A 21,087-nucleotide genomic window follows, 5' to 3' on the forward strand; every position below is an offset into this window, starting at 1 on the left:
TTTATTAGAATAAAATTTGAAAAATTCATATTTCTAAAAAAATACCCTATCTAAAATCGAAAATTTATATTCATCAAACGAAAGAAAATAACAGCATAGAAAAAATCTGTCACTCCTATCCTTTATTCCATACTTCTTATCTCCAACTATAAAAAGCTCCTTATCAGCTAGCTGAGCCCTAATTTGATGCTTTCTTCCAGTAATCAGTTCGATATCCAAAAGCGAAATATTCTTATTTTTCCCTAGTAAATCCAATATTTTCTTCTGATTTTTCAATTTATCAATATTTGTATATTTAAAATAAGTAATGCTTTTTTTAGATTCCCTTGAAACAGGATTTTCAGAAACAATGACTCTATTTTCAGCCGTTGTCAAATAATTTTCAATTTTAAAGTCTTTTTTATTTTCTTCAAAATTATTTTCCAAAAATTTATTTTTCTTTTTAAATTTCCTATTATGAACAATTGCAAAATATTTTTTATGAACTTCATTATCTCTAATCTTTTGAGAAATATATCGCAAAAATTTCAACGTCTTACATCCAATAACAAGTCCTGATGTTTCAAAATCAAGCCTATTTGCAAAATTAATATTCTCTTTTTTATAAATTTTCTTAAAAACTTCAGCAAGTCCATATTTATGCCCTGTTCCCTTATGCATTGGAATTTTTTCTGCCTTATTTACAATAAAAAAATCTTCATTTTCAAAAATAATCATTTTTTTATATTTTTCAAGCTCATTTTGAGAAATTTGAAATTTTCTTATTTTATTTTCGGTTTTTTTTGTCTTTTTAATATTTTCCATCGACAGATTTTTTATTATAATTTTATCATTTAATAATAATCGATAATTTTCCTTTGTTTTTTCCCCGTTAACTTTCACATCTCCAGATCTTATTGCACCAAAAATCCTACTAAGTGGCTCATTTTTTAAACTCTTTCTCAAGTATCTATCTAACCGCATTCCTTCCATCTCAGAATTTACGTTGATTTCGTTCTTTTCCAAAAATTTCTCCTATTTTCTAAATTATTTATTATTATGGATTTTTATACTTTCCACTATTCCTATTATGATAAACGAAGCCAAAAATGAACTTCCGCCATAACTCATAAATAACAAAGGTTTCCCTGTAACTGGCACAAGTCCGATTGTCATTCCTACATTTACAATTACATGCATAAATATTACACCCGCCAGTCCATACAGTATGAGACGGCCAAAGCTATCCTGTATAATTCGGGCGATCCTCATTATATCATAAATTAATCCAAAATACAGAAGCAAAACTAATGTAGATCCAAAGAAGCCCATTTCTTCAGATAATACTGAAAAAATAAAATCTGTTTGTGCTTCAGGAAGGAATTCCAATCTACTTTGACTTCCTTGTAATACTCCCTTTCCCAATACTCCTCCTGCTCCAACTGAAATTTTTGACTGAATTACGTGCCATCCGCTTCCTTTTTTATCTTTTTCAGGATGTAAAAATGTTTCTACCCGATCTCTCTGATAACTGCTAAGTACGAATCTATAAACTGGATAAACCGATAACATTACTACGATTCCTATTATCCAAATTGGTTTCATGTTTGCATCATACAAAAAAATCATAAATAAAAATGCAGAAATTGTTATTAATGTTGTTCCTAGATCAGGCTGTATTAGAATAAGCAATATAAGAGGCAATGCAGGAAGAATTGAGCCAATAATATCCTTTAAATTATTTATTCCATTCTTATATTTTTCTACAATCCAGTAGGCAATAATCAAAATAATTATTACTTTTACAAATTCTGATGGTTGCAGCTGAAACGGACCTAATGCAATCCAACGCTGTGCTCCAAGCGTCTTTTTTCCAGCAAAACGAACAAGCAGCAACAATACTGCTCCAATTCCATAAATATGCCAGATGTATAGTTTTATACGTTTATAATCAAATGATGCTATAATAAACATCAGTATTGTCCCTATAACAATCCATAGGATATTCTTAACAACCATTCCATTTTGCCTTGTTGCACTATACACAAATATTGTACTAATCGTCACAAGTGCATAAACTATTGATAAAATCATTTTATCCATACGAAAAATATTATTTTTCAGATCTTCAATTATTCTTTGACTTTGAAACATTTTTTTCTCCTAACCCTATTTTTTAATTTATAACTATCATAAACTATTCTTTGCTTATTTTTTCAATATTTCCAAGAACTGTAATATTTTCTGTTAAATATGCAGTTTTTGCAAAATTATTTACATCTGTAAGATCTACTACACTTACTTCTCTTTTTATTCTTTCTGTATCTAAAATCTCATTTTTTCTAATATAATAATTTCCTAAAATTCCCATTCTCGAACGTGGATTTTCCATTGAAAATGCAAGTCTGCTCATATATTTATTTTTTGCCTTTTGAAGTTCATCTTTTGTTACTCCACTTTCACATAATTTTTTAAATTCTGCAAGTGTTATTTCTATTGCTTTTTCATAATTTTCTATATTTGTTCCAATATATGTTGATGTTAAACCTCCAGAAAGATAATACTGATTAAATGTATACACAGAATATGCAAGCCCCTTCTTTTCACGAATTTCCTGAAAAAGTCTAGAACTCATTGAACCTCCTATAATATTTGATAAAATATCAGTATATATTTTATTTTTACTGTTGTAATCTTCACTTTGATGTGAAATACAAATATTAACTTGATTTATATCCTTTGAAATAACTTTTTTACCAGCATTAAATGAAAAATCTATTTTCTCACATCTATCAACTTTTTTATCAGCCAATTTTCCAAAATATTCATTTACTTTCTGAATAATTTCATCTTTATCAAAATTTCCAGAAACAACAATTGAAATATTATCCTTTGTGTATCTTTCCATATAATATTTTCTAATTTCTTCTGCTGTAAATCCCTTCACACTTGCTTCTGTCCCAATAATTGGCTTTCCATATTGTCCATTTATACAATCTGCATAATTTATCTCAAACACTAAATCATCTGGCGAATCCTTATACATTTTAATTTCTTCCACAATTACATCCTTTTCCTTTTCTAATTCCTTTTCGTCAATTGTAGAATTTGTAACAATATCAAACAAAATATCAACAGATTTTCCCAAAAATTGTGTTAAGGCATTTATATAAAAAACTGTTTCCTCCTTTGTTGTATGTGCATTTACATTTGCCCCAAGATAATCAATTTCATCTGAGATTTCAAAATAATTTCTAGTTGGAGTCCCTTTAAAAATCATATGCTCCAAAACATGCGAAATTCCTTCCTCTGTATCACTTTCATCCCGTGATCCAGTTTTTACAAACACGCCAACTGAACAAGTTGAAATATTTTCTAATTTATCAAAAATAACTTCAATTCCAGTATTTGTCCTTATTTTTTCTATCATCTTAATCCTCTCTGAATTTTTATATTTTATTTATTTTTATCTTTTTTACTAAATAAACATTTAAATAAAAAATTAATATTATATTAAATACTAATACTCTGAATCTCTAAACAATTTTATCCCAACTACCAAAAATACAATTAATGGAATAAAACAAGCTGCATAAATTGGAACTGTGCCTGAAACTGCCATTGACCGTAAAATAGTACTAATTCCATAATAGGCATAACCTATTATTACAGACAAACCAATATTCAGTGCTGCTCCCCCTCTTACATATCTACTTCCTAATGAAAGTCCAATTAAACACATAACAAATGATGACAATGCAAAAGATATTCTATAATAGAATTCTATTCTTAAATTTAAAGAATCAGCCCCAACTCTTGTAAAGTAAACTGTTTTTTCACGTAATTCAGGCATTGTCAAGTTTTTAGCCTTTACTGGACTTGCCAGCACATCTTCCATACTTGCAATAAACTTAAATTTTTTTGTATCAGCAGGTTTTGTCAAATTGGTTCTGCTATCATACTCCTTCAAATTTTTAAAAGTCCATACATTTGTCTTTAGATTAATTTTTGCAAATGGTGAAGTATATATTTTACCAATTTTGCTAAATCCCTTTTCAAATTTAAAAATTTCAATATATTCCATTGTTCCAGTATTTTTATTTACATTTTCACTATACAAAACTGTTCTTTTATCAATTTTTACAAAAACAAATTTCTTTTGTGCCCTTACAGGCTCCTTATTATCAATTTTGAGAGATTTTAAATTTTCCTTTTTAGTATTTGACTTTCCTAACATGTCGTAGTTTATCCAAAATACTCCCATGCTTACAAGAAATGAAAAAATCATAGGAAACAATGCTATTCTTGCAAAACTTATTCCGCTTGTTTTCATTGCGGCAATTTCCAGCTGTTTTGCCATTTTGCTTATACACAATAAACTTCCCAGCAATACTCCAAGAGGAGCAGTATTGGTTATAATTTCAGGTGTTCCGTATCTTAGATATTTTATGGCATCGTGACCTTTAAGTTTTCCATCCATAAGCCATCCTGTCAAGCTAATACTTTCTGCAAGTAAAAATATCAAATAAAACATCATCATACCCAAAATAAAACTTTTTATATAATTTGAAATTATATACTTGTCTAATTTATTCATACTCCTCCTCTCGTTAATTTCTTCTATATTTTTTTATTGAAAAATATATACATAACATAAACAAAACAAAATTAGGAATCCACATTGCAATATTTGCAGGTACGTTATTTTTCAGTACCATAATTTTTGCATAACTTGCCATTCCTATATAGCCAAATATAACAATTAAACTTATTCCAAAACTTATTCCTCTTCCACTTCTTCTATGCCCAACTGAAAGAAGCACTCCAAGCCAGCATAAAAACGTACTTGCCAGCGGACCTATAAGCCTTTGGTAAATTTCTACCTGTGCCTTTAAAGCCGTTTCCTTTTCTCCAGGTTTATTTATATTTTCCTTATAAAATTTATTCAATTCCTTTATATTCATTTCTTTACGGCTTTTTTTCACTTCCTTTTTATTTTCTCTAAAAAAAGTAGTAATAGGTATCTCCTGTTCCATATACTCAGCTGAAACTTGATTGCTGCCGTCTTTTTCAAAAGCATAACCTTTTACTTTACTTAAATTTATAATTCCTGGATCAAATTTTGCATTTTCAGCTAAAAAAACTATTGGATAATGATTATCGCCACGTTTATTTATAATCAAAAAGTTCTTAGCTGTTGCTGCTTCATTATTTACCTCGTCAATATAAAAGCCAAATCCCTTTTCTTCATTTACCAGAAATACTTTTTCTTCCGTCAATGAACTAGGCTTTGAAGCAAGCACCTGTTTTGTCTGAGCATTTATATTTTCCAATGCACGAGGATTTACATAAATTTCAAGTCCTAATCCAATCAATGTCAATACTATACCAAAAATAAATGCTGGTCTAAGTATTCTAAAAAGTCCTATTCCAGAACCTTCCATCGCAACAATTTCATTTGTTTCTGAAAGTCCACCATAAACAAGCATTACTCCAAGAAATGCTCCCATAGGTATTGTCTGCACAAGAACTCCTGGCATTGCATAAAACAGATAGTCTATTATGGATATAAACGGTAAATCGCTTGCAAATAGACGCTCCATAACTTCCATTACAACATTTAACATCATAATAAAAGTAAATATGCTGATTCCAAACAATGACGGTAAAATGAGTGAATTGTAAATATACCTGTCAATTATTTTCATTTTTATCAATTTTCCTTTTTTATTTTTCTTTTATTCCATTTTTTTCATAAATTTTTTTATTTATTTTAATTAATCTCTTTTGATTTTTCAAATTTATCTGGTTCTGGATTTTCATAATCATGTAAAACATCATTTATTACTTCCTTTTCCCGTTGACTTATTACATATCTTTTTACATCATTTTCTATAAATCCAGGAAAAGAATCCGTAAACCTTAGTGCATATTTTGTCATAATCTTAATGCAAAAACTTTTATTCCTTGCATTTTTTATGCTTTTACTTTTTATAGATCCTGCAATTACTACAATATATACAATGATTGCAACAAAAAATAATTTTATCATCCCAAATATCATTCCAGAAAATTTATCAAATCTTTCTATTCTTATGCTTCTCAAAAATTTTTTGTTAATTATCAAAATGGCAGAATAGACAATACATTGGACTACAACAATGATAATAAAAATTTTTAATTGATTTTGCGGTTTAATTCTCTCTGAATCTAAAAAAAACTTATAAATATAATTTGTTATAAAAATAATAAAAATATACTTAAACATATTAAAAAATTCTAGAGAAAAACCTCTTCTATATCCAAGAAGAATAAATATTATCAACAAGGCTACAAATCCAATATCCAGTATCATTTTTTTACTCCTATTTTTCTACATAAATTCTAGGCACTCTTTGACTTATTCCACATAAAATTTCATAAGAAATAGTGCCACATAACTCAGCAACCTCCACAACACTAATATTCTCACCAAAAAATTCTACAACATCACCTTTTTTAGCCATATCTTTTAATTCATCAGGAAGCAAAATCATAAGCTGATCCATACAAACACGTCCTACAATTTCACATTTATGCCCTTTGTAAAAAACATGACCTTTATTTGATAAATCACGTCTTACTCCATCAGCATATCCAATGGAAACAGTCGCATAAGTTTTTCCAGCCTTTCCAAGATAAGTATTTCCATAACTTATAAAACTGTCTTCCTTTAATGTTTTTATATAACTTATTTTCGCAAAAAGAGACATTACAGGCTTAAATTTATACGGTGCAGTTTCTTTATTTGTAACTCCTCCATAAATTATAATTCCTGCTCTCACAAAATCCTGTATGCTTTCTTGAAATTTTAACATTCCAAAACTGTTGTGCAGATGTCTATATCGTATTGATGGTATCCCACTTGATATTTTTTCACACATTGCTTTAAATTTTCTTTCCTGCAATTTTGTATATCCTTTGTCGCTGTCAGATGATGAAAAATGCGAAAAGATTCCTATTGGATTAATATGTTTTACATTTTTAAGAATTTTATTTAATTGTTCAACTTCACTTTCTTGAAATCCTACACGTCCCATTCCTGTATCTATCTTTATAAACACATCTACAGTTTTACTATTTTCTGTTCCAGTTTTTTCCAAAAATTCTATTTCTTCAAAATCTGTCACCATAAAATAAATCTTCTTGTCAGCAATGAGATCCATATATTCATTTTCCACAGGTCCCAATATCAGAACCATAATATCATTATGGAGCTCCTTTATTTTAAGTGCTTCATCACTTGTTGCCACAGCAAAATTTTTAATTCCTTTTTTTATTAAGGCATCGCATATTTTTAACATTCCATGCCCATAAGCATCAGCCTTTATTACTGCTATTATTTTCTCTTTAGGCACAATTTTTTCAATTTCATCAATATTGCTATATAAATTATTTATATTTATTTCTGCCCAGCATCGCATTTTTCATTTCACCTTCTAAACTTATTATTTTATTTTTTTCATTATATTTATCAAATAAATTAGCTAAACTAAGACTTTATCCTTTTCATCGTATCCATTTACTGTTTTACCAGAATCTTTTACAGTATCTTTGGCTTTTGGCTCATCTTTACCTTTTTTCATAATATAAACTAAAGGGCTTGCCACAAATACTGATGAATATGTTCCAACTAACATTCCAACAAACAATGTCATACTAAATGTCTTTAACGTATCTCCCCCAAGAATAAGAAGTACAATTACAGAAAATAAAGTAGTCAATGAAGTATAAATCGATCTTGTAAATACTTGATTTATAGATTTTTCTATTATTTCACCAAATGACATCGAAACTTTATTTCTTCCTGCTCTGTTTTTCTTAATATTTTCCCTAATTCTGTCAAATACAACAATTGTATCATTAATGGAATATCCCAAAATTGTAAGAATTGCCGCAATAAATGGAGTATCTATCTCATATCTAAGCATTGTAATAACTCCAAATGCAATAATAACATCGTGAATTAATGCCGCAATTCCCGCTATTGCATAAATAAACTCAAATCTTACTGTAATATAAATAACAATCAATATACTTCCTATTAATAACGCTTGAAATGCATTTGCTGTCAATTCCTTACCAATTACCGCACCTACAGTTTCATTTTTTACAGCTTCAAATTTTCCAGTATTTTGTTTTAACTCTGACATTACTTTTGCTTTTTGAGTGCTGCTCATTTGCTCAGTTCTTATGATAACCGTATTATCCGTATCAGAAAACTGTACTCTCTTTGCCTTCATTTGAGGAATTTTCCCAATTAGACTGTTTAACGTGCTATTTACTGCATTTTGATCTATTTTTTTACTGTATTTCAGTTGAATTAATTCTCCACCTTTAAAGTCAACACCTAAATTTAATTTTATAGTAAATAGTGAAATTAGTGAAATTAAAACCATTACCGTTGAAATTCCCAAATAAAGTTTTCTATTTTTAATAACTTTCAAATTAATCTTCATTATTTAGAGCTCCTTTCCAGAACAACTGTTCTCTTTTTATCTTAAACACCTGTATAAACAATCTTAAAAATATTTTTGATACAAATACCCCTGTAATTACCGTAGCAACCACACCAAGTGACAATGTTACAGCAAATCCCTTTATTGGCCCTGTTCCAAAGAAAAATAACACAGCCGCCACAAGCAACGTTGTTATATTTCCATCAATTATCGCAGGAAAAGCATTTTCATAACCCTTTTCCACTGCATCGTGCAGCGATTCTCCAAACCGTAGCTCATCTTTTATTCTTTCATAAGTAATTACATTCGAGTCAACTGCCATTCCCAATGTCAAGATAAATCCTGCAATTCCAGGAAGTGTCAAGGCCGCTCCAACTCCACTAAGCAATCCTAAAACTAGAACTCCATTTATAAGAAGCGCAATATCTGCCACAATTCCAGGTATTTTATAAATAGCAATCATAAATACTGAAATTACACATAAAGCAATTAATCCTGCTACTCCAGTCTGTTTTATCGAATCTACTCCAAGTGTCGCACCAACCGTTCTATTTTCAACAATTTTGATTTCCACAGGCAATGCTCCTGATTTTAATAGATTTGCAAGGTTATTTGCTTCTTCCATTGAAAATCTTCCAGTTATGACTCCACTTCCTCCACTAATTTCACTGTTAATCGTAGGAGCCGACTGTTCTTTATTATCCAGCATTATTGCCAGTTGCTTTCCAATATTTTCTCTTGTAATCTTAGCAAAGGTATTTGCCCCTTGCGAACTCAATTCAAAACTAACTGATGGCATTCCCATTTGATCTCTTGTTACCCCTGCAGATTTCAAGGCAGATCCTTCCAAAAGCACAGGCCCATAAGAACCATCCCTATTTTTTATTCTAAACTCAAGTTTTGCAGTCGTACCAATTAATTCAACAGCCTTTTGAGGATCTTTTATTCCCGCAAGCTCCACTATCAATTTATCATTTCCACTAAGCTGAATAACAGGTTCAGCCACTCCAATACTGTTTACCCTTCTTTCAATAATACTTTTAACTTTGCTCATTGTATCAGGCTCAATTTTCCCCTGTGCCTGCAATACAACCGATGTCCCACCTCGTAAATCAAGCCCCAATTTTATTTTATTCAATGATAAAATAACAATTGGAACAATAATAACTACAAGTAACCAAATATAATGTGATTTTTTATTTTGCATTTTTTCATCCTTTCTTTTTTTATTTTTTTCTAAAATTTTCTAAAATATACTATTATTAATAAATCATTTCTCTCTTAATTTCTATGATTTTTTTTTACAAGCTGTCTTAATTTCTTGATAAATAAAATCTATAACAACTCTATTATTTAAGAAATAGTGCTAAATAATTTTTAAGCTAATGTATCCAAATATTTTTGTAAAATTATCGAAGCTGCCACCATATCCACAACTTTCCTTCTCTCTTTCCCGTTCTTTTTAGAATAGTTTTTCAAATAATGTTCCGCTTCTGTCGTCGTATATCTCTCATCCACAAAAATAATCTGAATTCCTATTATTTCTTTTTTTAACTCTTCCACGAATTCTTCTACTTTTTCAACTTGACGTTTTTTTGAACCATCAAGACTTTTTGGCATTCCAACGACAATTTTTTTCGTACCTTCATCATCTAAAATCTCTTTTATTCTTGCAATTGGATCTATTTTCGTCCTGTCAATCACTTCAAGAGCAGTCGCAAGAATTCCCAAAGGATCGCATTTTGCAACTCCAATTCTCACATCTCCGACATCAAGTCCAATAAATTTTCTCATCTTTTTCTCATTTCTAAATTTTATTATTCAAATTATAAATTAATTTTTTGACAAGGGGATAAACCCCTTGCTAATTGGCATTTATTCAATTATATAAATTATAATTTTCCATTTACAAACTCAAATACTTTATCAACAGCTTCTTTTACAGCATTTCCATCTTTTCCACCAGCTTGTGCGAAATCAGGTCTTCCTCCACCGTTTCCACCAGCAACTTGAGCCGCAACTTTTACGATTTCTCCAGCTTTTACTTTTGAAATCAGGTCTTTTGTAACTCCGACTACGAAAATCGCTTTTCCATCATTATTTGTTCCCAAAATAATAATTCCAGATTGAAGTTTTTCTTTTCCTCTATCTACGATTTCTTTTAATTCATTTACATCTTTATTTTCAAATGCAGCTTTTAATACTTTTACTCCATTTATTTCATCTACATTTTCAAGTAATTCATTGATTTCATATTTTACTAATTTAGTTTGTAATTGCTCATATTCTTTTACGATATTTTTAGCTTCTGCAATATATTTTTCTACAACATCAACTACATTTTTTCCATCAGTTTTCAACATTCCAGCAACTTTACTTAATTTTTCTTCAAGTTTATTAACATATTTCAAACTCGCATGTCCTGTTGTCGCTGTGATTCTACGAGTCCCTGAAGCTATTCCACTTTCAGATTCGATATTGAATAATCCGATTTCTCCAGTAGATTTAACATGTGCACCTCCACAAAGCTCGATTGAATACCCGTCAATTTCAACAACACGAACTACATCTCCATATTTATCAGAGAAAAGTGCCATCGCTCCTCTTTTTTTCGCATCTTCAATATTTTCAAAATCAATTTTAACTTTCAGGTTAGATAAAATAATGTCATTTACAGCTTTTTCGATTTTTTCAATCATTTCTGGCTCAATCGCTTCATAATGTGAAAAGTCAAATCTCAATTTTTCATCATCCACAAGCGAACCAGATTGCTCAACATGAGTTCCTAAATTTTCTCTTAAAACTTTATGTAAAATATGTGTTGCAGTATGGTTTCTTTGGATATCTTTTCTGCGATCCGCATCAATTTCCATTTTTACTTCTGCGCCAACTGCTGGAGCAATTCCTTTTACAATCTCTACTTGATGAATAAACACATCATGCTTTTTCACAACATTTACAACTTTTCCTTCAAATTCTCCAGAAGTGATAATTCCAGTATCCGCAACTTGTCCTCCTGATTCCGCATAAAATGGCGTTCTATCAAAAATCACTTCATACCCTGAAATTCCTTCACTTTTAGCAATATGCAAAATTTTTCCTTCATCTTCAAATTTTTCATATCCTGTAAATTCAGTTTTTCCGTGTTCTTCAAAGAATTTATCAATAAAGTCATCTTTTATCATATCTGAAACTGTAACTCTACTATTTTTTGATCTTTTTACTTGTTCTTCTAATCTTTGGTTAAATTCTTCTTCAGAAACTTCATATCCTTGATTTTCTAAAATTAATTCTGTCAACTCAAATGGAAGCCCAAATGTGTCGTATAATTTAAACGAAGCATCTGCAGAAAGTTTTTTAGTTCCCTCTTTATCCATTTTTTCAATTTCTTCAGTTAGCATTTCGATTCCATTTTTCAATGTCAACGCAAATCTTTCTTGCTCAAGTCTTAAAACTTTTTCAATATATTCTTGTTTTTCAACTAATTCTGGATAAGCCTCTTTCATATTTTCCACAACATAAGGTACTAACTTATACAAGAACAAATCATCTTTCGTAATTTCTAATTTTTGTTTCGCAACGATTCCCGCACCAAATGCTCTTCTTATAATTTTTCTTAAAATATATCCACGACCTTCATTTGATGGCAAAACTCCATCTGCTATCAAAAATACTGATGCTCTAATATGATCCGCAATAACTTTTACCGTAATTTCAAATTCTTCTTTCTTAATATCTAAAACTTTTTCAATACCTTTTATTATTGGCATAAATATATCAGTTTCAAAGTTATTATCTTTTTTTTGCACAACTGAAGCAATTCTTTCAAGTCCTGCTCCAGTATCAATATTTTTTTCTGGAAGTGGCACAAGCGAACCGTCTTCAAGTCTATTCCATTCAGTAAACACAAGGTTCCAAATTTCTAAGAATCTATCCCCTTCATCTCCTGGCTTACAGTTAATTTCTTCATTATTTTTCCCCATATTTTGTGTATCATAGTAAATTTCACTACAAGGTCCACACGAACCTACAGGCCCAGCTGCCCACCAGTTATCTTCTTCTCCAAGTCTAACAATTCTATCTTCAGGCACTCCGATTTCTTTATTCCAAATTTCATAAGCCTCATCATCTGTTTTATAAACAGAAACATAAAGTCTTTCTGGATCTAATTTCAAAACTTTTGTTATATATTCCCAAGACCATTCAATCGCTTCCTTTTTAAAGTAATCTCCAAATGAAAAATTCCCTAGCATTTCAAAAAATGTATGATGTCTAGGCGTTCTTCCTACATTTTCCAAATCGTTAGTTCTTATACATTTTTGATAAGTCGTAATTCTTGGAAACGGAGCTTCTTTCTCTCCCAAGAAAAATGGCTTAAACGGCACCATCCCAGCCACCGTCAACAACAAACTTTTATCATCTGGTATTAACGAAGCACTTTCAAAATGTTTATGCTCCTTTGATTTAAAAAAATCTACAAAACTTTTTCTTATTTCATTTCCTGTCATTTTTTCTATCCTCTCTTTAATTATATCTTTTTTATTTATAAATTTTACTTATCTTATTTTTAAAAATAAATTTAAAATTTTAATTATTACTCTAAATCAAAATTATAAAAAACTTCTTTAAATTTTTCTAAAATCATATAAAAATTTGTACAATTAAAACTATTATTTATTTTTTCTTCCAATCTCTGATATTTTTCATGTATCTTTTTGGATTGCCTAATCGCTCTTTCTTTATCATCAAGAGTAAATTTTATTCCTTCACTTTTCTTATATTTCTTATTTAGTTTCCTTGTAAGAATATTTTCATAATTTTTTTGACTGCATTCTCCTATCTTTATATTTTCATAATGATATAGCAACCAAACTTCAAAAGAACAATTGGAAAAAATCAATTTATAATTATTTTTCACACATTCCTTGTTAATTTTATCCAAATCATTTTTATCTTTGTCTAAAACACACCAAATTTCAATATTTTCATCAATTATATTTCTTTTTTCTTTATTTATTTCCTTTTCGATATTTTTCCAGCTTCCATCTCCACAGGAAATAAATCTAAATCCAATATCTACTGCCTTATCTTGAAATTGTCCGTAATACTCCTTTATATACTTATCTTCACTACAATTTTTAGAGCCTTCCATAAAAAAATAAATATACTTTTTCTTTAATTTTCGATTTTTGTTATTCATTCCTTTTTTTCTAGCCATAAATCAACCCCAAAATCTTCTAATTTAGGTATTCCACCAAAATTTCCATTCAAATAATCTCTTAACAAGTATTTATTTTTTTCGTATCCTTCTATATCTGATAATGAATAAAGTTCAGTTCCTGTTGACACATTATTATTTTCCAAAAACCATATTTGATCTTCTCTAAATAAATTAAAATCTAATAATAATAAATTGTGAGTAGTAAATATTAATTGAGCGTTTTTTCTATTATATTCTACAGAATTAAACATTTTTATGATTTCCTTTATCAAGCTATAATGCAAAGTAATGTCTAACTCATCTATTATCATTACTCCCCCATTATTTAATAAATTATAGATTGGAAAAAACATTGATAGTATCTTTTGTGTTCCTGCAGATTGCTCATAGTAGTCTAATTTATATTTTTGTTTTTGGTTATCTTCATAAACAAAATGTATTCTATAAATATAAGCTATTTGAGATAACAATTTCTCCTGTTCTTTTTCACTCAATATCTGAAATTCTTTACTTTCTCGTATATTTTTTAAGAAAAATTCATTTTTTTCTCTATACACCTCAATATCATTCACAATAATTCCTATTTTTTTTAAAAATTCTATGACTAACTTTTTGTTATTTTTATTTTCATATATATATTTTCCCAAATCATCACTATAATTATTAATTTTTATTTTATCTATATAAAATATATATTTTTCTATTTCTTCAGGAACTCTCCATTCGATAATTCTTGATATTACACTGTCACTATCTGTCAGAGTCTCATTTATAAAGCCTATAGTTATTTCATATTCTGAAAATATTTCTTTGTCATATTTTACAATTTTATTGTTTTCTCTTTCAAAAACAAGTTTTCTTTCTAAAGCAGTTATATATAACTTTTCTTTTATAATTTTTTTTGTATTAAAATTTATTTCTAATATATATTCATAAATTTTATTATCTACTACATTCCTTACTTTTATCGTTGAATTTTTATCTTCTTCCCCAAATCTAAAGCCTTCTTTATTATATTTTTCTATCCCTTTATTAAACAAATAATACCTAAATATACTTAAAACTGAAGTAAAATTTGATTTCCCACTGGCATTTCCTCCAAACAGCACAGCAGTTTTCAATAATTCAAATTTTTCTTTCCCTACTTCAACTTCAAAAGAATTTCTATCTTCAATTTTATTTTCAGCTTCCATTGAAAAAATTGTTTGATTTTTAAAAGATTTTAAATTTTTTATCTCTATATCTAATAACACTCTTACCCTCCTTATACCACAAGGAATCCTCACCTATTTTTATTTTTTTCTTTTATTATCCTAAAATCATCATTTTCAATCAATATAACTTCCTTATTATTTATTAATTTCAAATCCAATTTATCCTTATACAATTCAACTATTTTTTCAGAACTTTCTGCAAACGGTTCTTCCCCAAAATGAGGAACTATATAAAAATCTATTAGATTCATTCCCGTGTAATCACTCAGTTCCTTTGCCAACGTCTTATCATCTGCAAGAGAAGCATATTCGATATTAGGACCTGTTATTACAGACCCTGCCGATTCTCCAATATAAAGCAATCCTTTTTCTATTCTTTCCTTCAAATAAGAAATTAAATTTTTTCTTTTCAATTCTTGTAATAAATAAAATGTATTTCCACCAGAAATAAAGATTATCTCTGCCTTCGATAATTTCTCCTTTACAGTTTTTTCTGAAAAAATAGAAATATCTAAATTATCTACTTCATATCCAATATCCTCAAAAGCTTTCTCTGTAAGATACATATAATTCTTATATTCTTCCACATTAGCTGCTGTCGGAATAAATAATATTTTTTTACTTTTAGTATTTTTATCCAAAAATTCTTTTACAAATCCTATACTTTCGTATAAAGATGACGTCAAAATCATATTTTTCAAAAAAATCAACCTCCTAATCCAACTTGAAGTTATCTCCAAGGTAAACTCTTCTGGCAGTTTCATCATTCGCAATTTGCTCACCAGTTCCAGAAATCAAGATTGTCCCTTCAGCCATTATATATGCTCTTTCAGTAATTCTCAATGTTTCACGTACATTATGGTCTGTAATTAATATTCCAAGCCCACGTTCCTTTAATTGCATTATTATATTCTGAATATCTTCTACTGCAATCGGATCAACTCCTGCAAAAGGTTCATCAAGTAGTATAAAATCAGGATTTGTAGAAATCGTTCGAGCAATCTCCACCCGTCTACGTTCCCCTCCTGAAAGTGCATATCCCAAACTTTTTGCAACGTGCGATAATTTAAATTCTTCAATCAGACTTTGCATTGTAGCAATACGTTCCTTCTTTCTCACTCCACGCATTTCCAAAACTGAAACGATATTTTCCTCCACAGTCAAGTTTCTAAAAACAGATGCCTCCTGCGGCAAATATCCTAGTCCAAGCCTAGCTCTTTTAAACATCGGTAAGTTTGTAATTTCCTGACCATTATACATAACTCTTCCGTGATTTGGTCTTACAATCCCTGTAATCATATAAAACGTAGTCGTCTTTCCTGCCCCATTCGGTCCAAGAAGTCCCACAACCTCGCCCTTTTCCATCGCAAGACTTACATTTTTTACGACTTCCCTATTTTTATATATCTTTTTCAAGCTATCGGCTTCTATACTAATTTTTCTAGCCATATTCTCTCCTATTTATTTTCTTTTTTCTATTCATTTGTAAAAAATTCTAATTTTTTTATTTCTTTCCCTTTTTTTACAAGATTCAAAATCTCTCTTCGTTATAAACATTACTATTATTCAATTTTACAGCCTTCATTTTTACATTTTTTTCAATTTTTTTCTCTCTTTTTCAATGCCATTTAATGCCATTTATTTATTTTAACTTCTTTTAACTTCAATAAATCTGTTCGGTAATTTAATTTTTTATTTCACAAGGAATCAAAATTTCCTGCTTTAGAACATTTGTTTTATTAAATTCTAAATACATATAGTTTCCGAGCAAGCCTAATAATTTTAAATTCTTAAAATTATTATTACTTCGATATATTATAAATCATTTTTGCTTTTTTTTCTACTTTTTTTTAAAATTGACCACGTAAAAATTTAACAAAAGATAGCAAGAAGTCACCAACTTTCTATAAGTGAGAGATGAATTTCTTTTTTTGTAAAAAAATTGAGAAAAGAGATACATATATGATATAATTCATTTAGATTGAAAGAGATTTTTGAAAGAAGTAGACAGTTTCGCACTTTCAAATGCTCAATTAAATGTTAAACAATCGTTTACGATTTTCATAAGAGAGCGAAGTTTCAAGATCCAAATCTAAAAAGAATAGTGTTAAAAGTTACATAACAAATTGTGTGAATAATTTGATACGAATTGAAGAAAACAAATATTGGAGAAAAAATTTAAAAAATTACAGAAATCATTATAAAAAGAAAGGAAATAAAAAAATGATTTTTTTAGATAAAGCTATTTTGTACTTAACACAAAATATTGAAAAACCACGTGAAGTAATCGAAGAAGAACTGGAATTTGTAATAAAGCAATGCATTTTAAATTATTTAGTAAATGAAAAGAAAATCAATATTAATGAACTTTCTGATTTAAACATAACACTTGTTATAGATTTTGAAGATGATGATGTCAACAATAAGAAAAAAATGGTTGTAGAAGAATATATGTTTGAAGTAAACCATAAAAATACTCCTTTAGTACGAACTTTTAGACTTGGAACCGATAACGAACATTATATCAGAACCGACTTAAAAGAACTAGAAAATGAAATTGATATGTTTGAAAATGGTATTGGTATTTCTAAAAAAGATTAATTTGATTAAAAATACATTGAATAAAAAAGTTTTTAGAATAAATTTTAAAATAATATCATTATTATAATAAATTATAAATTGATAAAAATTATTGAGTGCCACCGTGGCACTCTAAAAATTTTATTGTACATATACTCCAAAATCTTTATTGTCAACTAAAATTTCAATATTTGGCATATCTTTGTATTTTGGATAAATTTCTGATAGAAACCATGCTACAAGTTCTTCATCTCTTTCGATCTCTGTATCATTATTTACAAATACACTTACAACCAGCTCCTTAAAATTTTTCAATCCCTTCTCAATATCGCTTAAAATCTGCTCTTTCGTCTGTCCTTTTGTACAAATCATTAACAGGCACATTTGATATTCACTTTTCAATTTTTCCAAAACTCTTTCATTCAAAATAAAATTTTTCTTCAAAACTTTAGTCCTATAATCATTGTCAAAAGTTTCCAATCCAAATGCAAATCTCACTTCCTGCTCAGAAAAATACTCTCTAATTTCATTCAATCTATTTAAGTACCCAAAATACGCTTCAAAATAAAGTATTTTTATATTTTTCTCTTTACAAACTTCTCTTATTTTCTCCAATGTCATACCATTCAACTCAAACACCGACCCAGAGTTTATAACTTCAAGAACTCCATATTCCCCAGTAACCCTGCTCAAAGCCTCAAAATTCACTTTTTTCATCTCTTCTTCGTTATTCGTATTATCCAAAATGTAATTACAGAAAGCACACTTTCCATAAGCACAGCTAAATCCTTTTAATAACACGATTTCACGAGGATTCTTCTCTTTTATTACACTATATCTTTCCATTTCCCATTTATGTCCCTTTTTATTTTTTAAATAATTTATCTTTTCTATGCTAACAATAATTTATAAAGAATTTAATAATTTTACAGATCCAATATTAATCACTTATTTTACCTTGTTTTTTCCATAAAGTCGCAATATACACAAAAGGTGTATCCAACAGCGAAATTACAATTTTTAATAAATATGTTGAAAATATAATTCCAATTACTGTTTTAAACGGATAAACTCCTGTAAATGCCAAAAATGAGAACACAATATTGTCTAAAATTTGACTTATCATTGTACTGGCATTGTTTCTAATCCAGATGTCCTTAAAAGATGGTCTAAATTTTCTAATAAATTGATAAGACCAAATATCAAATGACTGAGAAACTGCAAATCCGCACACACTTGAAATCGCAAGTCTTGGCATGAATCCAAATACTGCTGATAAAGCACCTTGCATTGTATCATCAGGCGAAACTTTTACTTTTAGCACAATTTGCATTATAAATGTTGTAAATAACATCGCAGCAAAACCTAGCGAAACCACTTTTCTAGAATAATGTTTCCCTTCGTTTTCTGTCAAAATATCCGATGCCAAATAAATTCCTCCGTAAGCAATATTTCCCATTGTAATTCCATCAAAACCAAACAAAGTCATCATTTTCCCAACTTGAATGTTAGCTAGAACGATTGACAATGGCACAACTGATAGCAGCCCTCCTTTTCCCCAAAATCTGTAAGCCAGTGCAACTGCTGAAAAATTCAATATTAAATATCCTAGCCACAATAATTCATTTACCCCAAATTGCAGGTGATTTAAAAAATTAAGCATTCATTTCCTCCTTAAAAATTTTTATTTTTTATTTTTTTCTATAATTTAAGCAATAAAAAAACATACTATCCTTTTGAATAATATGTGTTTCCAAAAGGTTTTTTTTATAGATGGAATATCCCAAACATCATTATATTTTTTATTACTATTATTTATAGTTATTTTTACTGGCTTTTATTATACAAGTATTTAGTCAAAAATGCAAGGAAATAATATTTTTTTATTCTTTTTTAATTTTTAAATCCGAACTTTTATATAAATTTTCAATATATTCATTCTTTTGCCTATTTTCATCATAAACAAAAATAGGCATTTCAATGGAAAATCCCTTCTTAGCATCTTTTATTGCTTCCAATAAGCAAATTTTTGAGTTTTCATTCCATTTTGTGTAGCAATTTTTCATTCTTTTTGGCTCTAATTTATATTTTTGTAAAAGTGCTAAAACTTCTACTAGCCGTTCACTTCGGAACACAATTGAAAAACTGCCCATATTTTTTAATAAATAGGAAGAAATCTTTATAATTTCCTCAAGTGTCAAATCGATATTGTGCCTTGCATTTGCAAGCTGTTCCAAGTCATTGGTTTGTGAAATATCGCCAGTAAATTCAAAATATGGCGGATTTGTAACTATTGTGTCAAATTCATCACGGTTAAAAATATTCTTGTAATTTTTTATATCCTCATTTATTATTTTAACTTGATTCTCAAATTTATTATTTTCAACATTTCTTTCAGCAATTTCCGCCATTGTTTTTTGTAATTCAATACCTGTAATTTGTGCCTTTGAGCATTGTGCTAAAAGTAAAGCGATAATTCCACAGCCAGTTCCAATATCAAGAATTTTTTTTGTTTTTCTATTAATTTTTACAAAATCAGAAAGTAAAACTGAATCAAGTGTAAAGTTTTGAAAATCATTTCGCTGAATTATTTTCATATTTTTTATTGGAGTAATTGTTTCTTCTCCAGTTTTTTTCATAAAATATAGCTCCTTTTTTAAAAAAATAAATGCGGAAATTAATTCCGCAATATCTGTATTTTCTATAATTCTCCAGCATAATTATGATGAACCTTTTGAACATCATCATCATTTTCCAAAACATCAATTAATTTTCTCAATTTTTGTAAATCATTTTCTTCAAGAGTTTCAACTTCAATTGATGGCAAATATTGAATATCCGCTTCCAATAATTTATATCCTGCATTCCTTAAGGCATCTGCCACAGCATCAAAGTTTGCTGGTTCAGTTGTAATATAAAAACTGTCTTCCAAAGTTTCCATATCTTCCATTCCAGCCTCAAGTGCCACTTCCATCAATGCTTCTTCATCAATGTCATCTGTTTTTTCAATAATAATTTCACCTTTTCTTCCAAACATATATGAAACTGACCCAGAAACACCAAGATTTCCACCATTTCTATCAAAAGCCATTTTTACAGATGAAGCAGTTCTATTTTTGTTATCAGTAAGAGCTTCTACAATAATAGCAACTCCTGCAGGTCCATAACCTTCATAATTCAAGGTTTCAAAGGCTGTTGAACCATCAGTTCCTGCTCCCTTCTTAATTGCTCTGTTAATGTTATCATTAGGCATATTAATTGCCTTTGCTTTTTCAATTGCATGTTTTAGGGCAACGTTAAATTCAGGATTTTCTCCACCTCTTGCTGCTACTGTTATAAGTCTGACAAGTTTTGTAAATGATGCAGCTCTTTTTTTATCCTGTGCTTCTTTACGCCCAGCTATTGTACCATGTCTTCCCATTTTTTCCTCCTAAATCGATTATATAAAATTATATCATAAAAAAAAAGTCTAATCAATGGTGAAATTAAAGGAATTTTTTTATTTTAAAAAATTTATATTTATTCTTGACATTTTAAAAAAAAGTGTTATTATAAAGATAGAGATGGAAAACTTTGTAAATCAAATTATCTTATA

At 28.9% G+C, this 21,087-nt stretch carries 20 protein-coding genes; 1 reads left to right on the forward strand and 19 read right to left on the reverse strand.

All coding sequences use genetic code 11. The features are described 5' to 3' along the window. Positions 1-33: 33 nt before the first annotated feature. The 15 genes from FVE73_RS08140 to lptB form a co-directional block, all read right to left on the reverse strand. Positions 34-1,005, reverse strand: coding sequence for an RluA family pseudouridine synthase (locus FVE73_RS08140; protein WP_018498091.1), 972 nt, complete (start codon positions 1,003-1,005; stop codon positions 34-36). A 21-nt stretch (positions 1,006-1,026) separates the two neighbouring features. Next, entirely contained in the window at positions 1,027-2,133 is a 1,107-nt protein-coding gene (rodA, locus tag FVE73_RS08145) for a rod shape-determining protein RodA (RefSeq protein WP_018498092.1), read from the reverse strand. Between the two features lie 43 nt (positions 2,134-2,176). Further along, complete coding sequence (locus FVE73_RS08150; RefSeq protein WP_018498093.1) at positions 2,177-3,409, reverse strand: M16 family metallopeptidase; 1,233 nt, start codon at positions 3,407-3,409, stop codon at positions 2,177-2,179. Between the two features lie 90 nt (positions 3,410-3,499). After that, positions 3,500-4,576 (reverse strand): LptF/LptG family permease, encoded by a 1,077-nt coding sequence (locus FVE73_RS08155; RefSeq protein WP_018498094.1) that lies wholly within the window; start codon positions 4,574-4,576, stop codon positions 3,500-3,502. A gap of 13 nt (positions 4,577-4,589) precedes the next feature. Further along, positions 4,590-5,687, reverse strand: a complete 1,098-nt coding sequence (locus FVE73_RS08160) for an LptF/LptG family permease (protein ID WP_018498095.1) — start codon at positions 5,685-5,687, stop codon at positions 4,590-4,592. Positions 5,688-5,752: 65 nt separating this feature from the next. Further along, a complete protein-coding gene (locus FVE73_RS08165) occupies positions 5,753-6,334 on the reverse strand; it encodes a CvpA family protein (protein WP_018498096.1) in 582 nt (193 codons plus the stop codon). Between the two features lie 10 nt (positions 6,335-6,344). After that, positions 6,345-7,442, reverse strand: a complete 1,098-nt coding sequence (gene alr / locus FVE73_RS08170) for an alanine racemase (protein WP_018498097.1) — start codon at positions 7,440-7,442, stop codon at positions 6,345-6,347. A 63-nt stretch (positions 7,443-7,505) separates the two neighbouring features. After that, positions 7,506-8,477 (reverse strand): protein translocase subunit SecF, encoded by a 972-nt coding sequence (secF, locus tag FVE73_RS08175; RefSeq protein WP_018498098.1) that lies wholly within the window; start codon positions 8,475-8,477, stop codon positions 7,506-7,508. Further along, a complete protein-coding gene (gene secD / locus FVE73_RS08180) occupies positions 8,467-9,684 on the reverse strand; it encodes a protein translocase subunit SecD (RefSeq protein WP_018498099.1) in 1,218 nt (405 codons plus the stop codon). The genes secF and secD overlap by 11 nt, the downstream gene beginning before the upstream one ends. A gap of 170 nt (positions 9,685-9,854) precedes the next feature. Continuing rightward, the gene (gene ruvX, locus FVE73_RS08185; RefSeq protein WP_018498100.1) at positions 9,855-10,271 is read right to left on the reverse strand and encodes a Holliday junction resolvase RuvX; all 417 of its coding nucleotides are present in this window, start codon (positions 10,269-10,271) and stop codon (positions 9,855-9,857) included. 98 nt (positions 10,272-10,369) lie between these two features. Then, a complete protein-coding gene (alaS, locus tag FVE73_RS08190; RefSeq protein WP_018498101.1) occupies positions 10,370-12,985 on the reverse strand; it encodes an alanine--tRNA ligase in 2,616 nt (871 codons plus the stop codon). Between the two features lie 86 nt (positions 12,986-13,071). Next, entirely contained in the window at positions 13,072-13,695 is a 624-nt protein-coding gene (locus FVE73_RS08195) for an RloB family protein (RefSeq protein ID WP_018498102.1), read from the reverse strand. Further along, positions 13,674-14,951: an AAA family ATPase gene (locus FVE73_RS08200; RefSeq protein WP_018498103.1), complete on the reverse strand. Its 1,278-nt coding sequence runs from the start codon at positions 14,949-14,951 to the stop codon at positions 13,674-13,676. Before FVE73_RS08200 ends, FVE73_RS08195 begins: the two co-directional genes overlap by 22 nt. Before the next feature lie 29 nt (positions 14,952-14,980). Next, positions 14,981-15,613, reverse strand: coding sequence for a Type 1 glutamine amidotransferase-like domain-containing protein (locus FVE73_RS08205; protein WP_018498104.1), 633 nt, complete (start codon positions 15,611-15,613; stop codon positions 14,981-14,983). Positions 15,614-15,626: 13 nt separating this feature from the next. Continuing rightward, the gene (gene lptB, locus FVE73_RS08210) at positions 15,627-16,361 is read right to left on the reverse strand and encodes an LPS export ABC transporter ATP-binding protein (protein WP_018498105.1); all 735 of its coding nucleotides are present in this window, start codon (positions 16,359-16,361) and stop codon (positions 15,627-15,629) included. 774 nt (positions 16,362-17,135) lie between these two features. Between lptB and FVE73_RS08215 the strand changes: the two genes are divergently transcribed. Further along, on the forward strand, positions 17,136-17,513 hold the full coding sequence (locus FVE73_RS08215; RefSeq protein ID WP_026239004.1) for a hypothetical protein: 378 nt from the start codon (positions 17,136-17,138) through the stop codon (positions 17,511-17,513). A 120-nt stretch (positions 17,514-17,633) separates the two neighbouring features. Here FVE73_RS08215 and FVE73_RS08220 read toward each other — a convergent pair whose 3' ends face one another. The 4 genes from FVE73_RS08220 to FVE73_RS08235 all read right to left on the reverse strand — a co-directional run bounded on the left by FVE73_RS08220 (position 17,634) and on the right by FVE73_RS08235 (position 20,913). After that, positions 17,634-18,338, reverse strand: coding sequence for a radical SAM protein (locus FVE73_RS08220; RefSeq protein WP_018498107.1), 705 nt, complete (start codon positions 18,336-18,338; stop codon positions 17,634-17,636). A gap of 94 nt (positions 18,339-18,432) precedes the next feature. Beyond that, the gene (locus FVE73_RS08225) at positions 18,433-19,155 is read right to left on the reverse strand and encodes a queuosine precursor transporter (RefSeq protein ID WP_018498108.1); all 723 of its coding nucleotides are present in this window, start codon (positions 19,153-19,155) and stop codon (positions 18,433-18,435) included. A 220-nt stretch (positions 19,156-19,375) separates the two neighbouring features. Then, a complete protein-coding gene (locus FVE73_RS08230) occupies positions 19,376-20,131 on the reverse strand; it encodes a tRNA1(Val) (adenine(37)-N6)-methyltransferase (RefSeq protein ID WP_018498109.1) in 756 nt (251 codons plus the stop codon). Positions 20,132-20,193: 62 nt separating this feature from the next. After that, positions 20,194-20,913, reverse strand: a complete 720-nt coding sequence (locus tag FVE73_RS08235; protein WP_018498110.1) for a YebC/PmpR family DNA-binding transcriptional regulator — start codon at positions 20,911-20,913, stop codon at positions 20,194-20,196. Between the last annotated feature and the right edge of the window lie 174 nt (positions 20,914-21,087).

Origin of the sequence: Leptotrichia wadei, assembly GCF_007990545.2 — a bacterium.
Lineage (GTDB): Bacteria > Fusobacteriota > Fusobacteriia > Fusobacteriales > Leptotrichiaceae > Leptotrichia > Leptotrichia wadei.

Bases quoted from the DNA above. Each gene is read 5' to 3' on its own strand.
- rodA (WP_018498092.1), bottom strand. From the start codon at position 2,133: ATGTTTCAAAGTCAAAGAATAATTGAAGATCTGAAAAATAATATTTTT.
- FVE73_RS08150 (WP_018498093.1), bottom strand. From the start codon at position 3,409: ATGATAGAAAAAATAAGGACAAATACTGGAATTGAAGTTATTTTTGAT.
- FVE73_RS08155 (WP_018498094.1), bottom strand. From the start codon at position 4,576: ATGAATAAATTAGACAAGTATATAATTTCAAATTATATAAAAAGTTTT.
- FVE73_RS08160 (WP_018498095.1), bottom strand. From the start codon at position 5,687: ATGAAAATAATTGACAGGTATATTTACAATTCACTCATTTTACCGTCA.
- FVE73_RS08165 (WP_018498096.1), bottom strand. From the start codon at position 6,334: ATGATACTGGATATTGGATTTGTAGCCTTGTTGATAATATTTATTCTT.
- alr (WP_018498097.1), bottom strand. From the start codon at position 7,442: ATGCGATGCTGGGCAGAAATAAATATAAATAATTTATATAGCAATATT.
- secF (WP_018498098.1), bottom strand. From the start codon at position 8,477: ATGAAGATTAATTTGAAAGTTATTAAAAATAGAAAACTTTATTTGGGA.
- secD (WP_018498099.1), bottom strand. From the start codon at position 9,684: ATGCAAAATAAAAAATCACATTATATTTGGTTACTTGTAGTTATTATT.
- ruvX (WP_018498100.1), bottom strand. From the start codon at position 10,271: ATGAGAAAATTTATTGGACTTGATGTCGGAGATGTGAGAATTGGAGTT.
- alaS (WP_018498101.1), bottom strand. From the start codon at position 12,985: ATGACAGGAAATGAAATAAGAAAAAGTTTTGTAGATTTTTTTAAATCA.
- FVE73_RS08195 (WP_018498102.1), bottom strand. From the start codon at position 13,695: ATGGCTAGAAAAAAAGGAATGAATAACAAAAATCGAAAATTAAAGAAA.
- lptB (WP_018498105.1), bottom strand. From the start codon at position 16,361: ATGGCTAGAAAAATTAGTATAGAAGCCGATAGCTTGAAAAAGATATAT.
- FVE73_RS08215 (WP_026239004.1), top strand. From the start codon at position 17,136: ATGATTTTTTTAGATAAAGCTATTTTGTACTTAACACAAAATATTGAA.
- FVE73_RS08220 (WP_018498107.1), bottom strand. From the start codon at position 18,338: ATGGAAAGATATAGTGTAATAAAAGAGAAGAATCCTCGTGAAATCGTG.
- FVE73_RS08225 (WP_018498108.1), bottom strand. From the start codon at position 19,155: ATGCTTAATTTTTTAAATCACCTGCAATTTGGGGTAAATGAATTATTG.
- FVE73_RS08230 (WP_018498109.1), bottom strand. From the start codon at position 20,131: ATGAAAAAAACTGGAGAAGAAACAATTACTCCAATAAAAAATATGAAA.
- FVE73_RS08235 (WP_018498110.1), bottom strand. From the start codon at position 20,913: ATGGGAAGACATGGTACAATAGCTGGGCGTAAAGAAGCACAGGATAAA.